At 69.8% G+C, this 12,283-nt stretch carries 15 protein-coding genes, 1 pseudogene and 1 CRISPR repeat array; of the genes and pseudogenes, 8 read left to right on the top strand and 8 right to left on the bottom strand.

All coding sequences use genetic code 11. The annotated features are described in order from the left end of the window. Positions 1–7 precede the first annotated feature (7 nt). The 7 genes and pseudogenes from casB (at position 8) to cas2e (ending at position 4,301) form a co-directional block, all read left to right on the top strand. Complete coding sequence (casB, locus tag BLS56_RS09095) at positions 8–598, top strand: type I-E CRISPR-associated protein Cse2/CasB (RefSeq protein ID WP_228771493.1); 591 nt, start codon at positions 8–10, stop codon at positions 596–598. A 9-nt stretch (positions 599–607) separates the two neighbouring features. Then, the gene (cas7e, locus tag BLS56_RS09090) at positions 608–1,744 is read left to right on the top strand and encodes a type I-E CRISPR-associated protein Cas7/Cse4/CasC (protein ID WP_091449521.1); all 1,137 of its coding nucleotides are present in this window, start codon (positions 608–610) and stop codon (positions 1,742–1,744) included. After that, positions 1,741–2,460, top strand: coding sequence for a type I-E CRISPR-associated protein Cas5/CasD (gene cas5e / locus BLS56_RS09085; RefSeq protein ID WP_091449520.1), 720 nt, complete (start codon positions 1,741–1,743; stop codon positions 2,458–2,460). The genes cas7e and cas5e overlap by 4 nt, the downstream gene beginning before the upstream one ends. After that, positions 2,460–3,122: a type I-E CRISPR-associated protein Cas6/Cse3/CasE gene (gene cas6e, locus BLS56_RS09080; protein WP_091449519.1), complete on the top strand. Its 663-nt coding sequence runs from the start codon at positions 2,460–2,462 to the stop codon at positions 3,120–3,122. Before cas5e ends, cas6e begins: the two co-directional genes overlap by 1 nt. 2 nt (positions 3,123–3,124) lie before the next feature. Further along, a pseudogene (cas1e, locus tag BLS56_RS09075) lies at positions 3,125–3,865 on the top strand (type I-E CRISPR-associated endonuclease Cas1e); the annotation flags it as partial. Between the two features lie 86 nt (positions 3,866–3,951). After that, entirely contained in the window at positions 3,952–4,083 is a 132-nt protein-coding gene (locus BLS56_RS32725) for a hypothetical protein (protein WP_267463899.1), read from the top strand. Continuing rightward, positions 4,080–4,301, top strand: a complete 222-nt coding sequence (cas2e, locus tag BLS56_RS31340) for a type I-E CRISPR-associated endoribonuclease Cas2e (protein ID WP_175482742.1) — start codon at positions 4,080–4,082, stop codon at positions 4,299–4,301. Before BLS56_RS32725 ends, cas2e begins: the two co-directional genes overlap by 4 nt. A 187-nt stretch (positions 4,302–4,488) precedes the next feature. After that, positions 4,489–5,252: direct repeats of the CRISPR family, unit length 28 nt; unit sequence GTCTTCCCCGCGCATGCGGGGCTGTTCC. A gap of 86 nt (positions 5,253–5,338) precedes the next feature. Here cas2e and BLS56_RS09065 read toward each other — a convergent pair. The 7 genes from BLS56_RS09065 to BLS56_RS09035 form a co-directional block, all read right to left on the bottom strand. Next, the gene (locus BLS56_RS09065; RefSeq protein WP_091449518.1) at positions 5,339–6,526 is read right to left on the bottom strand and encodes a DUF1700 domain-containing protein; all 1,188 of its coding nucleotides are present in this window, start codon (positions 6,524–6,526) and stop codon (positions 5,339–5,341) included. Then, a complete protein-coding gene (locus tag BLS56_RS09060) occupies positions 6,523–6,852 on the bottom strand; it encodes a PadR family transcriptional regulator (RefSeq protein WP_091449517.1) in 330 nt (109 codons plus the stop codon). Before BLS56_RS09060 ends, BLS56_RS09065 begins: the two co-directional genes overlap by 4 nt. A 307-nt stretch (positions 6,853–7,159) precedes the next feature. Next, entirely contained in the window at positions 7,160–8,026 is an 867-nt protein-coding gene (gene mutM, locus BLS56_RS09055) for a bifunctional DNA-formamidopyrimidine glycosylase/DNA-(apurinic or apyrimidinic site) lyase (protein WP_091449516.1), read from the bottom strand. A gap of 3 nt (positions 8,027–8,029) precedes the next feature. Beyond that, the gene (gene rnc / locus BLS56_RS09050; RefSeq protein WP_091449515.1) at positions 8,030–8,785 is read right to left on the bottom strand and encodes a ribonuclease III; all 756 of its coding nucleotides are present in this window, start codon (positions 8,783–8,785) and stop codon (positions 8,030–8,032) included. 26 nt (positions 8,786–8,811) lie between these two features. Next, on the bottom strand, positions 8,812–8,994 hold the full coding sequence (gene rpmF, locus BLS56_RS09045) for a 50S ribosomal protein L32 (RefSeq protein ID WP_091449514.1): 183 nt from the start codon (positions 8,992–8,994) through the stop codon (positions 8,812–8,814). A 63-nt stretch (positions 8,995–9,057) separates the two neighbouring features. Next, complete coding sequence (locus BLS56_RS09040; RefSeq protein ID WP_091449681.1) at positions 9,058–9,633, bottom strand: YceD family protein; 576 nt, start codon at positions 9,631–9,633, stop codon at positions 9,058–9,060. 95 nt (positions 9,634–9,728) lie between these two features. Then, the gene (locus BLS56_RS09035; protein ID WP_091449513.1) at positions 9,729–10,454 is read right to left on the bottom strand and encodes a DivIVA domain-containing protein; all 726 of its coding nucleotides are present in this window, start codon (positions 10,452–10,454) and stop codon (positions 9,729–9,731) included. A gap of 161 nt (positions 10,455–10,615) precedes the next feature. Here BLS56_RS09035 and BLS56_RS09030 point away from each other — a divergent pair, with 161 nt between their 5' ends. After that, on the top strand, positions 10,616–11,824 hold the full coding sequence (locus BLS56_RS09030; RefSeq protein WP_228771492.1) for an MFS transporter: 1,209 nt from the start codon (positions 10,616–10,618) through the stop codon (positions 11,822–11,824). Here BLS56_RS09030 and BLS56_RS09025 read toward each other — a convergent pair. Continuing rightward, a complete protein-coding gene (locus BLS56_RS09025) occupies positions 11,814–12,236 on the bottom strand; it encodes a ribonuclease domain-containing protein (protein WP_091449512.1) in 423 nt (140 codons plus the stop codon). The genes BLS56_RS09030 and BLS56_RS09025 overlap by 11 nt on opposite strands. Positions 12,237–12,283 lie beyond the last annotated feature (47 nt).

The raw sequence follows: 12,283 nt of genomic DNA, 5'->3' as shown, positions 1-12,283 counted from the left end.
GCACACCGTGACAGCCTCGACCAAGACGAACGCCGAGGTGGTGCGCGACATCGTGAGCAAGCGCATCGGCTCGCTCCAGGCGAACTACCTCGCCAACCGACCCGCGGGCGTCGCCGGGTTGGCCCGGCTCCGACGCGGCGTGGGCAAACCGGCGGGCAGCGTCCCGGACATCCTCGAATACACGCTGGCCGCCGAGTTCGTCGGCGACCCCACCGACGACGAGGCCACCGCACTCGAAGTGGCCGCGCACATCGCGATGACGCTCTACGCCACGCATCAGCAGTCCCAGCCCCGGCGGATGCACGAGAAGGGACGCCGGTTCGGCCAAGCCGTTCGCGGACTCGCGCCGGACAAAGGCAAGGACACGGCGGTGTCCCGCCGATTCGCCCTTCTCGGCTCCGCTGACGAACTGGACGAGCTGACCCACCACCTGCGCGGAATGGTCCAGCTCATGCGTGGCGCGCGGATCTCCCTGGACTACGGGCTGCTCGCCGCGCAACTCGTGCGGTGGCAGGAGCCCGGGGGACCGACCATCGTGCGCCGCGTGTGGGGCCGGGACTTCCACGCGGTCACCTCCACCAAGAACCCCACTTCCTGAGAGGAAATCATGCCCCGCACCATCATCGACCTGCACGTCATCCAGACTGTGCCGCCCAGCAATCTCAACCGCGACGACACCGGCAGCCCCAAGTCCGCTGTCTACGGCGGAAAACGGCGGGCGAGGGTGTCCAGCCAGGCATGGAAGCGCGCCACCCGGGACGCGTTCGACACGCTGCTCGACCGAGAAGAACTCGGGGTGCGCACCAAGCGGGTCGTGGAGCTGCTCCAGGAGGAGATCACCAAGCAGAACCCCGCATTCGGCGAGCGCTCGGCGGAGCTGGCCAAGGCGGTGTTGGACGCGGCGGGCATCAAGGTCAAGGCCGCTCGCAAAGCCGGTGAGCCGGACGAGGCGGGCTATCTGCTGTTCCTCAGCAACCGGCAGGTGTCCGGCTTGGCCGAACTCGCCATCAACGCCGCCCAAGACGCGGGCGAGGGCAAGCTGTCCATCGACAAAAGCGCGGCGAAAGCGCGGGCCGACCGGGAGCACTCGGTCGACGTGTCGCTGTTCGGGCGGATGGTGGCGGACACGACCGACCTGAACGTCGAAGCCGCCGCGCAGGTGGCGCACGCGCTGAGCGTGCACGCGGTGTCGAACGAGTACGACTTCTTCACCGCGGTGGACGACCACAAGAACGACGACGCTGAGGAGGACGCGGGCGCGGGGATGATCGGCACGGTCGAGTTCAACTCGTCCACCCTGTACCGCTACGCCACCGTCGACGTGGACCGGCTGCACGAGAACCTGGGCGACGCGGAGGCGACGCGGCGGGCCGTGGAGGCGTTCGTGCGCGCGTTCGTGTCGAGTATGCCGACCGGGAAGCAGAACACCTTCGCCAACCGGACGCTGCCGGACGCGGTGCTGATCTTCGCCCGCGAGTCGCAGTCGATCAACTTCGTCGGAGCGTTCGAGGACACCGTCCCGGACGGAGTCGCCGGGGGACGAATCGTGGAGTCGGTCAGGCGGCTGGCCGACCACGGTCGCGAACTGCACCTCGCCTTCGACGAGCGCCCGGTGGCGGCGTGGAGTTTCGGTGTCGGCGAGAAAGTCGCGCCGCTGGCCGAGTTCGGCGAGCGGTCCACCTTCGACGCCACGGTCCGCTCCCTCGGCGCGATGGTCACCGAACGGTTGGCGGTCGCGCCGTGACCGTGCTGCTGCTCCGGTTCGCGGCGCCGATGCAGTCCTGGGGAACCAGCAGCCGGTTCGTGCGCCGCAACACCGATCGGATGCCGAGCAAGAGCGGTGTCATCGGCTTGCTGGCCGCCGCGCAGGGGCGGCGGCGGGTGGACCCGATCGAGGACCTGGTTGGCCTGCGCGTCGGCGTGCGGGTGGACCAGCCCGGCCGGGTCGAGCGCGACTTCCAGACCGCCCGCACCAGGGACGGCTCCCAGTCGATGCCGCTGTCGTACCGGTTCTACCTGGCTGACGCCGTGTTCGCGGTCGCGGTCGAAGGCGAGGCCACCTTGGTGGAGGGGTTGCGTGAAGCGCTGCGCCGACCGGTGTTCCCCCTGTTTCTCGGTCGCCGCTCCTGTCCCCCGGTGGGCAGGCTGGACCACGAGCTGTATGAGGGCGGAGTGGAGCAAGTGCTCAGCAAGACACCTTGGCTGGCGGCCAAGTGGACGCAGCGCGCGCACGCGGATCACCACGTCCGGCTGGCCACGGTGATCGACTGCCCGCCGGGCACACCGGGCAGCGACGTGGTGCGCGACGAGCCGATCAGCTTCGACCCGCGCAGACGCGAATACGGCTGGCGCTCGGTCATCCACGGCCGCGTGACTGTGCCGAATCCGGCTTATGACGGCGGATTCACCCCCGGGCCGGACCCGCACGACCCGATGGGCCCGTTGGGGGATGGGAACTGATGTACCTGACACGCTTCGAGGTCAACATGGCTCGACGGGGTGCGCGGGAGTTGCTGGCATCGCCGCAGCGGATGCACGCCGCCGTCCTCGCGGGCTTCCCCGCCCACCAGCGAACGGGCACCGACCAGGGCCGCCTGCTGTGGCGAGTGGACCAACGGGAGCACCAGACGCTGCTGTACCTCGTCAGCCCGCATCGGCCGGATTTGACCCACCTGGTCGAAAGCGCGGGCTGGCCCGCGACCCAAGGCTGGGAGACACGCGACTACACCTGTCTGCTCGACTCACTGGAAGTCGGCGCCGTCTGGGCGTTCCGACTCACGTCGAACCCGGTCACCAGCAGGCCGAAGACCGCGGGCGCGCCCCGAACGCAGCGGTTCGGCCATGTCACCGTGGCGCAGCAGACCGCGTGGCTGCTGAATCGGGCCGAGCGCAACGGCTTCACGGTTCCCGTCGGCGTGCACAAGGAACCGGACGTGGCGGTGCACGGCCGCCGCACCTGGCGATTCACCCGGCAGGGCAGCACAGTCACCCTGGCAACAGCGGTGTTCGAGGGACGGCTCGAAGTGACCGATCCCCAAGCCCTGCGCGCCGCGCTGACCCACGGCATCGGACCGGCCAAAGGCTACGGCTGCGGCTTGCTCACGCTGGCGAAACCGGTGTAGCCGTGGCCGACATCCCCGGTGCGAAGCCGGTCCCGATCTCGCAGCTCGCCCGTGCGCAGGACCGGCTGACCTTCGTCTACCTGGAACACTGCGTCATCCACCGCGACGCGAACGCGATCACGGCCCGCGACGCCAGGGGAACCGTCCACATCCCGGCCGCGACCTTGGGCGCCCTCCTGCTCGGGCCGGGAACCAACGTCAGCCAACAGGCCATGGTCCTGCTCGCCGAGAGCGGTTCCACCGCGGTCTGGGTCGGCGAACACGGTGTGCGCTGCTACGCCCACGGCCGCACACTGGCCCGCTCGTCGCGGCTTTTGGAACGGCAAGCGGAACTGGTGTCCAACCGCACATCGCGGCTGCGGGTCGCCCGCGAGATGTATGCGATTCGGTTCCCTGGCGAAGACACGAGCGGGTTGACCATGCAGCAACTCCGCGGCCGGGAAGGCGCGCGCGTGCGACGGCTCTACCGCGCGCACGCCGAACGGACCGGCATTCCCTGGGAACGCCGCGACTACGACCCTGGCGACTTCGCAGGCGGAACCCCGGTCAACCAGGCGCTTTCCGCGGCCAACACCAGCCTGTACGGGGTCGCGCACGCGGTCATCGTCGCCCTCGGCTGCGCACCCGGGCTCGGTTTCGTCCACACCGGACACGTCAAGTCGTTCGTCTACGACATCGCCGACCTCTACAAAGCCGAGATCAGCATCCCCATCGCCTTCGACATCGCCGCCCGCGAGGTCGCCGACATCGGGGCCGAGACCCGTCGCGCCGTCCGCGACCACACGAAGGACGGGGCGTTCCTGGAACCTGCGTCCGCGACATCAAGGCTTTGTTCGCGGAGGAAGACGACACCATCGAATACGGCCCGGAGGCATTCGAAGACCCGGACGTGGTCATGCTCTGGGACTACAACGGGCGCAACGTGGCGGGCGGAACCGCATACGGCGAGGACGACGAATGACTGTCATCGTCGTCGCCGCGTGCCCGGTCGGCCTCCGAGGCCACCTCACCCGCTGGCTGCTGGAGATATCACCGGGGGTGTTCGTCGGCAAGGTCAGCGCCCGGGTACGCGGCTTGATGTGGCAGCGCGTGACCGAGATGGCCATGACTGGACGAGCGATCATGGTCTACGGAGCGGACAACGAACAGGGTTTGGCCTTCGCCGTCCACTCCCACTAGTGGGTGCCGGTCGACTTCGAGGGCGTCAACCTCATGCTCCGCCCCGCTCAACGGTCCGACAACGAGTCACCACGGAAGAACGGGTGGAGCAACGCCAGCAAACGAAGACGCTTCGGCAACCGCTGACTTGACAACGAAAGTGAATGCAAAACACCGTTTCGGTTCACAAACCCGCAGGTCAACAAGTGTCTTCCCCGCGCATGCGGGGCTGTTCCCCCCAGCCTCGGCACCGGTGCCTACGCCCTGGACGTCTTCCCCGCGCATGCGGGGCTGTTCCAAGGCAGCGGAAGGCGTATCGGAAGGAGGTGTAGTCTTCCCCGCGCATGCGGGGCTGTTCCCACGGCGGGCCGGTGGTCCATCGCGTGGACGACGTCTTCCCCGCGCATGCGGGGCTGTTCCCGGCGGCAGCCCCTCAGCTGGGTTCTCCCGACCAGTCTTCCCCGCGCATGCGGGGCTGTTCCCCCGGCGACCGGCTGGCGGGCCTTGCCCAGCTCGTCTTCCCCGCGCATGCGGGGCTGTTCCCCGGACCCGATCCGCCTCGTAGCGGCCCTGCCCGTCTTCCCCGCGCATGCGGGGCTGTTCCCCCATGCGGACATCTGGATCTCGTGCACGAGCTGTCTTCCCCGCGCATGCGGGGCTGTTTCCGGCGGATCTGGAGGCCGCCATCGCACGGCTGGAGTCTTCTCCGCGCATGCGGGGCTGTTCCGTGCTGGTACTCCTTGGCTTTCCCCTCGGAGTGCGTCTTCCCCGCGCATGCGGGGCTGTTCCCCTGGCCGCCGCCGTACGCGAGTGGGCCACCGCGTCTTCCCCGCGTATGCGGGGCTGTTCCGTCGCGGCATGCACGTTCTGTGACCGTAATTCCGTCTTCCCCGCGCATGCGGGGCTGTTCCGGTCTGCGGGTCCGTCCATCCGATTCCCCGGCCGTCTTCCCCGCGCACGCGGGGCTGTTCCGAGACGGTCGCCGAGCTTGAGGTTCTGACGCAGCGAAGCGGGAGCGGGCCCCCGATGCCCGCTCCCGCTTCTCTCCCGCCCCCGGCCTACTGGGTGGTCGTCGTCACCGGTGGAGTCGTCGTCACCGGTGGGGTGGTGGTCGCAGGCGGGGCCGTTGTCGTGGTCGGCGCCGGTCCCGTGGGGGTCGTGGTGGTGGGTGCTGTCGTGGTCACGCTGCCCGAGATGGGGGGCAGGGGCATGAACGGCAGGTCAGCGCGCTCCCTGCACACGCCCGCCTGGTAGTCGACCCTGGGCAGCGGGAACCGGTTCCGGTGTTCGGTGCTCTCGCCGTAGTGGGTGTCGCAACTGGGGCGGTAGACGTTGAGGGGCTTGCCCTCCTCGTCGTAGAGGTAGAACTCCGGGATCGCCTTGCCCTCGGCGTCCACCGCGTAGACGTTGGCGAGGTGGGAACCGTCGTAGGTCAGGCCCGATTGGCTGTAGCCGGTCGGGTAGTACGCGTTGCCGCGGTCCGCTCCGGACACCGCCGCCGAGGCCAGTGCCACGGCGAGACCCACCACGAAAGCGTTGGCGGGCACCATGACCAGCAGCAGCCTGCGGTCCGTGCGCACCCTGGCCCCGCCCCACACCAGCAGCCCGATCAACCCGAGGATGATCACCAGGCCGCTCGACCGCGACTCCAGCGCGGCGAGGAAACCCAGCGCCAGCAGCACGATCCGGATCAACCACCAAGCCGGTCGCAGGGACACCAGGTATGCCACCGGCTTGTCCGGCAGCGTCGCCAGCGCCGACTTGCCGAGCTTGCGCGCCAACCCGTACTCCGGCAGCGTCTCGATGTCCGAGCGGCGCACACCGCCGCTGAACACCAGCCACAGCCCGGGAATCAGGAGAAACCCGAACACCACCAGCGCCCCGAACCGCTCGGCGGAATAACCCTCCACTGTGGACAGCCCGGTCGCCGCTGCGACGCCCACCGTCAACCCGGTCATCCAGAAGACATACCGCCCCCGCCAGGTGCGCCGCCGGTCCCCCGGCGTCGCGGCGGTGGGCGGCGGGTACCCGCCCGCGGCGCGCAGTTCCGCCGCGTAAGCCTCCGGAGTGCCCAGCCTGCGCGTGACTTCCTCGGCCGATTCCGCCTCACCGAAGACCTCGGTGACGTGCGGCTCGACGTCCTCCATCACCTCGGCCAACTCTTCTGGCGGCAGATCCGCCAGCGCGGCCCGCACCCGGTTGAGGTAGTCCGCCAACTCCGGGCGCGTGTCGATGTCCCCGCTCACGCCGCCGCCCCTTTCCGAAGAATCCCGTCCAACGTCTCGGCGAAGGCCCGCCAAGCCTTCTCCGACTCGACCAACCGCTCCCGGCCCGCGTCGTTCATGCCGTAGTACTTGCGGTGCGGCCCTTCGTCACTGGGCACCACATACGAGGTGAGATACCCCGCCCGATACAGCCGCCGCAGCGTCCCGTACACCGACGCGTCGCCGACCTCGTCCATCCCCCCGTGCCGCAGTCTCCTGAGCACGTCGTAGCCGTAGCCGTCCTCGTCCTTGAGCACGGCGAGCACAGCAAGGTCCAGCACTCCCTTGAGCAACTGACTCGTGTCCACGCACCCTCCCCGCTATCGCGCTACGGACACTATTGCGCATTGCGCACTACCGCGCAAGGTGGGGTTGCTGGGCTGGCTGTGTGTGACGTGGCTGGGGGTTGCTCGATGGGGCTTCTGGGGTGGCTGGGTTGCGGGGGTTGGCTCGATGGGGTGGAGTGGTTTTCTTCGGGGGAGAAGGAAGATCGCTAAGCTGGCTTCGCGCGTGTGCGGCCGAAGGCTTCCCACCCGTCTTTCACACGGCGATCTTCCTTCGTAGGGGCCCCGAAGAAACCACTCCACCCGATCCAGCCCACCCAGAGAACCCAGCTCAGCCAGAGAACCCAGGCGGATGCGGTTGGCAACGGGGACAAGAGAACGACGACCGGTTCATGAACGGCTCCCGCCGAATCGGACGACCGCAGCGCGGGCAGGGCTTGCCCTCCTGGCCGTAAGCCGCCAGGGACCGATCAAAGTAGCCAGACTGGCCGTTGATGTTCACATACAGCGCGTCGAACGAGGTGCCGCCGACTTCCAGAGCCTCGTTCATCACGTCAGCAGCGGCCGACAACAACGAATGCGCCTTCGCGGCCGACAGCTTGTCTGTGGCGCGGGCCCAGTGCAGTCGGGTCCGCCACAGAGCCTCGTCCGCGTAGATGTTGCCGATACCCGAAACGAGAGTCTGGTCCAGGAGGGCGCGCTTGACCTCGGTGCGCTTGCGGCGCAGGGCGTGGGCCGCCGCGTCTTGATCGAAAGCCGGGTCCATCGGGTCCCGAGCGATATGAGCGACCGGCTCAGGCAGGGAAACGCCGTCGACTTCGACCATTTCCTCGACGGAGAGGCCGCCGAAGGTGCGTTGGTCCACGAAGCGGAGTTCGGGACCGCCGTCAGCGAAGGTGAAGCGGACCCGGAGGTGTTTCTCGTCGGGGGCGCCGGGAGGCTGGACGAGCATCTGGCCGCTCATCCCGAGGTGAGCCAACACAGCCTCGCCCGAGCCAAGGTCGACCCACAGGTACTTGCCTCGGCGGCGGGCCGCCACCATCTCGCGGCCGACCAGGCGGCCTGCGAAGTCCAGGGCGCCGGGGAGGTGGCGGCGGATGGAGCGGGGGTGGAAGACCTCCACCTGGGAGATCTTCCGCCCCGCGACATGGTTCTGCAGGCCGCGTCGGACGACTTCGACCTCGGGGAGTTCCGGCACGAGTCAGGAGTTGTCGGCCGCCGCGTCCGCGGACTCGGCGTTGATCTTCTCTGAGAGTTCGCGCCAGGCCGCCTCGGCCGCCTTCTGCTCGGCTTCCTTCTTCGTGCGGCCGTCGCCGTTGCCGTAGCCCTGGCCGTTCACCACGACGATGGCGGTGAACTCCTTGCGGTGGTCGGGGCCCTCTTCGCGCACCCGGTACTCGGGCACGCCGAGTCCGGCCGACGCGGTGAGCTCCTGGAGGCTGGTCTTCCAGTCCAGGCCCGCCCCGCGCAGCGGCGCCTCGGCCAGCAGCGGGTCGAAGTGCCGGTGGACGACGTCGCGGGCGGTGTCGATGCCGTGCTGGAGGTAGACCGCGCCGATCACGGCCTCCATGCCGTCGGCCAGGATGCTGGCCTTGTCCCGGCCGCCGGTCAGCTCCTCGCCCTTGCCCAGCAGCAGGTGAGCGCCGAGGCCGCCGTCGCCGAGGCCGCGGGCGACGCCCGCGAGGGCGTGCATGTTGACCACGCTGGCGCGCAGCTTCGCGAGTTGACCCTCCGGCAGGTCCGGGTGCGTGCGGTACAGGTGGTCGGTGACCACGAGTCCGAGCACCGCGTCGCCGAGGAACTCCAGCCGCTCGTTGGGCGGCAGACCACCGTTCTCGTAGGCGTACGAGCGGTGAGTCAGCGCGAGCACGAGCAACTCGGCGTCCAAGCGGACGCCGAGCGCGTCGAGCAGCGTTTCCGGGTCCGAGGTGGGGCCTCGGGACGCCTTACCCCCCATGCCGTGGTTCTACTTCCGCCGTTGGGTCACGCGGGCTGCGTGACCTGGCGACCGTCGTACTGGCCACAGGTGGGGCAGGCGATGTGCTGCGGCTTGGGCGCGCGGCAGGCCTTGTTCGAGCAGCTCACCAGGTGCACGGCAGTGGTCTTCCACTGCGAGCGGCGCGAGCGGGTGTTAGAACGCGACATCTTCCGCTTGGGGACGGCCACGACTGAATCTCCTCTGACGAGCTGTTGAGCAGGATCGGATGGTGACAAGAAAGCTGTGCTGTCTCAACCATCACCCTGTTGGAACCGCTCTTGCAGCGCGGCCCACCGAGGATCAATGGTCTCATGCCTATGTTTCGGGCCGAGATCGGCCCACTTGCCGCCGCACTCCGAGCACAGTCCGGCGCAGTCCTCCGCGCACAGCGGCACGTGCGGCAGGGCCAGCACGACCGCGTCGCGGACGACCGGCTCCAGGTCGATGAGGTCGTCGACCAGCCTGCTGACCTCGTCTTCGTCGGTGGTCTCGTCGGTCGCGCTGTCCGGGTAGGCGAACAGCTCGGTGATCTGGACCTCGATCTCGTCGGTGACCGGGTCGAGGCAGCGCGAGCACTCCCCCGCCAGCGGCCCCGACGCGGTGCCCGAGACCAGCACGCCCTCGACCACCGACTCCAGCAGGACGTCGAGGTCGACCTCCGCGCCGATGGGCACGGCGATGACGCCCTCCAGCCCGAGGGCGTAGTTCGCCGCGGCCTTGCGGCGCACGTGCCTGCTCGACCCCGGCCGCCTGCCGAGCTCCCGGGTGTCGATGACCCAGGGACTGGTGAGCACCGGGCGGTCCGTGCTCTTGCGCTTGGAGGACATGGTGGGTTCGGTCAGCAACTTTCAACGGGTTTCCGGTCCGACGCTTATGCGTGGCCAGCCATAACAGGGTACGCGATGCGCGCCGAGACCGAAAATCAGCCGCCGTTGTAGTCGAAGGGCACCGCGCCTGCCGGGACGCCGCTCATCGGGCCGCGCAGGTGCGTGCGGCCCTTGCCCACCGTGCGCAGCGTGTGCGCGAGCAGGTCCTCGAACTCGGCGAGCTTGCCGTCGACGTAGGCGTCGCACTCCGCGCGCTGCCGGGCGGCCTCGTCGGCGGTGGCGTCGAGGATGCGGGTCGACTCGGCGTGCGCGGCCTGCACGACCTCGGTCTGCGAGACCAGCCGGGCCTGCTCGAAGCGGCCCTCCTCGATGGCGCGCTCGTAGGACTCGCGGCCCGCCTGGATCATCCGGTCGGCCTCGGCCTGCGAGCGGCCGACGAGGCTGTCGTACTCGGCGCGGCCCGCCGCGACGAGCCGGTCGGCCTCGTGCTGGGCGTCGGCGACGAGCCGGTCGGCGTGCGCGGTGGCCTCGGCGACCATCCGCTCGGCGTGCGCGCGGGCCTCGGCGAGGGTCTTCTCCGCGTCCAGGGTCGCCTTGCTCAGGGTCTGCTCGGCCTGGTGCTCGGCGGCACCGACGATCTCGTCCTTGCGGTCGAGCACGTCCTGGGCGTCGTCGATCTCGGCGGGCAGCGCGTCGCGGACCTCGTCGAGCAGTTCGAGGACGTCGCCCCTGGGCACGACGCAGCCCGAGGTCATCGGCACCCCCCGCGCCTCCTCCAGGATGGTCACCAGCTCATCGATGGCCTCGAAGACCTTGTACACAGCTCCTCCTCCGCCGGTCGCCGAGAACGGGCGCGACAGGCTCCCGGCAGATGATTCTGCCCGTTCACCTGGTCGTGGGGGTGGACCTGGGCGGGCGTGTCCGCTTGCGGTGTGCGGATATTCGGTACTCGCCGGGCGGGGCTCGTCCCTAGGCTGCGCCGGTGGACCGGGGTGGGACCGCGCTGCTACGCGCGAACGGGCAGTTGCGGACGCTGGTGGCGGCGCGGGTCGTGTCGACCGTCGGCGACTCGCTGACCCTGGTCGCCCTGATGCTGTTCGTGGCGGACACCACCGGCCAGGCCATGGCCATCGCGCTGCTGCTACTCGTGGTGGACTTCGCGCCGTCGCTGTTCGGGCCGCTGACCGGGGTCGTCGGCGACCGGTTCGACCTGCGCCGGGTGATGGTCTGGTGCGAGGTGGCCCAGGGCGCGCTGGTGCTGCTGATCGCGCTGGCGCTGCCGCCATTGCCGCTGCTGCTGGCGCTGGCCGGGGTCCGCGCGCTGGCCGCGCAGGTGTTCCTGCCCGCGTCCAGGGCCGCGGTGCCCGCGGTCGTGGGGCCGGGCGACCTGGAGAGCGCGAACGCGCTGCTGGGGTTCGGGACGAACGGGGCCGAGGCGTTCGGGCCGCTGGCCGCCGCGGCGCTGCTGCCGGTGCTCGGGCTGCGCGGTGTGCTGGTCGCCGACGTCGCGACGTTCGCGGTCTCGGCGCTGCTCATCGGCAGGCTCAAGCCGATTCCGCCGTCTACCGGGGCGACGGAAAGCGGCGTGTTCAAGCAGGCCAGGGTTGGCTTGGGCTACATCGCGCGGACCCCGGCGGTCCGGGTGGTCGCGCTCGGGTTCTGCGGGGTGGTGCTGTGCAACGGCGTGGACGACGTGGCGCTGGTGCTGCTGGCCAAGGACACCCTCGCCGCCGGGGACTCGGCGGTCGGGCTGCTGCTCGCGGCGGTGGGCGCGGGTCTGCTCGCCGGATACGCGCTGCTGAGCCGGTTCGCGCAGAAGACCTCGATGGCCGTGCTGCTGGTCGGCGGGTTCCTGGTGAGCAGCGCGGGCAACCTGCTCACCGGGTTCGCCTGGGCGGTGGCCGCGGCGTTCACCGTGCAGGCCGTGCGCGGGCTGGGCATCGCGGCGATGGACGTCGGGGTCAACACGCTGCTCCAGCGGCTCGTCCCGGCCGAGTTGCTGGGGCGGGTGTTCGGCAACCTCTACGGGGCGGTCGGCGTCGCCGCCGCGCTGTCCTACCTCGGCGGCGGGCTGCTGCTGGACGCCACCGACGCCCCCACCACGTTCCTGGTCGCGGGCGGCGGCGGGGTCGTGGTGACCGTCTTGGTCGCCATCACGCTGCCGAGGGCGGACCGCCCGGTCAGAAGGTGATCAGGCGGAAGCTCTCGTAGTGGTCGGCGGTGTAGAAGTACTCGCCGCCGTCGCCGGTGACGATGCGGCGGGCGCCGCGGGTGCTCGAACCGGGGGTCTGCACGGTGTACTCGTGGTAGTAGCCTGCGGGGCAGGCGGGCAGGATGCGCTCGCGGTTCTGGAAGACCGTGCCGTCCTGGGAATAGGGGAACGGCCCGTCGGTCTGGATGAGCCGGTAGGTGTCGGTCGCCTGCGACGGCAGGCTGGACAGGGCGACCCGGGTGTAGGTCGAGGTGTCGCCGCAGGCGGGCTGGGCGATGGCCGCGGGCGCCGGGACAGCGGCGGGGGCGGCGGTGGACAGGCCGACGAAGCCGAGCGTCGCGACGACCACGACGAGCAGTCCCCGCAGACCCCGGAAGGTGATGTTGCTCATTTTCCGACCGTATGGGCAGCGCGTGATCATGCGTTGACGCTGCCGTT

Source organism: Actinokineospora iranica, from assembly GCF_900101685.1.
GTDB lineage: Bacteria > Actinomycetota > Actinomycetes > Mycobacteriales > Pseudonocardiaceae > Actinokineospora > Actinokineospora iranica.
This window is presented reverse-complemented; position numbering and strand designations above follow the sequence as displayed.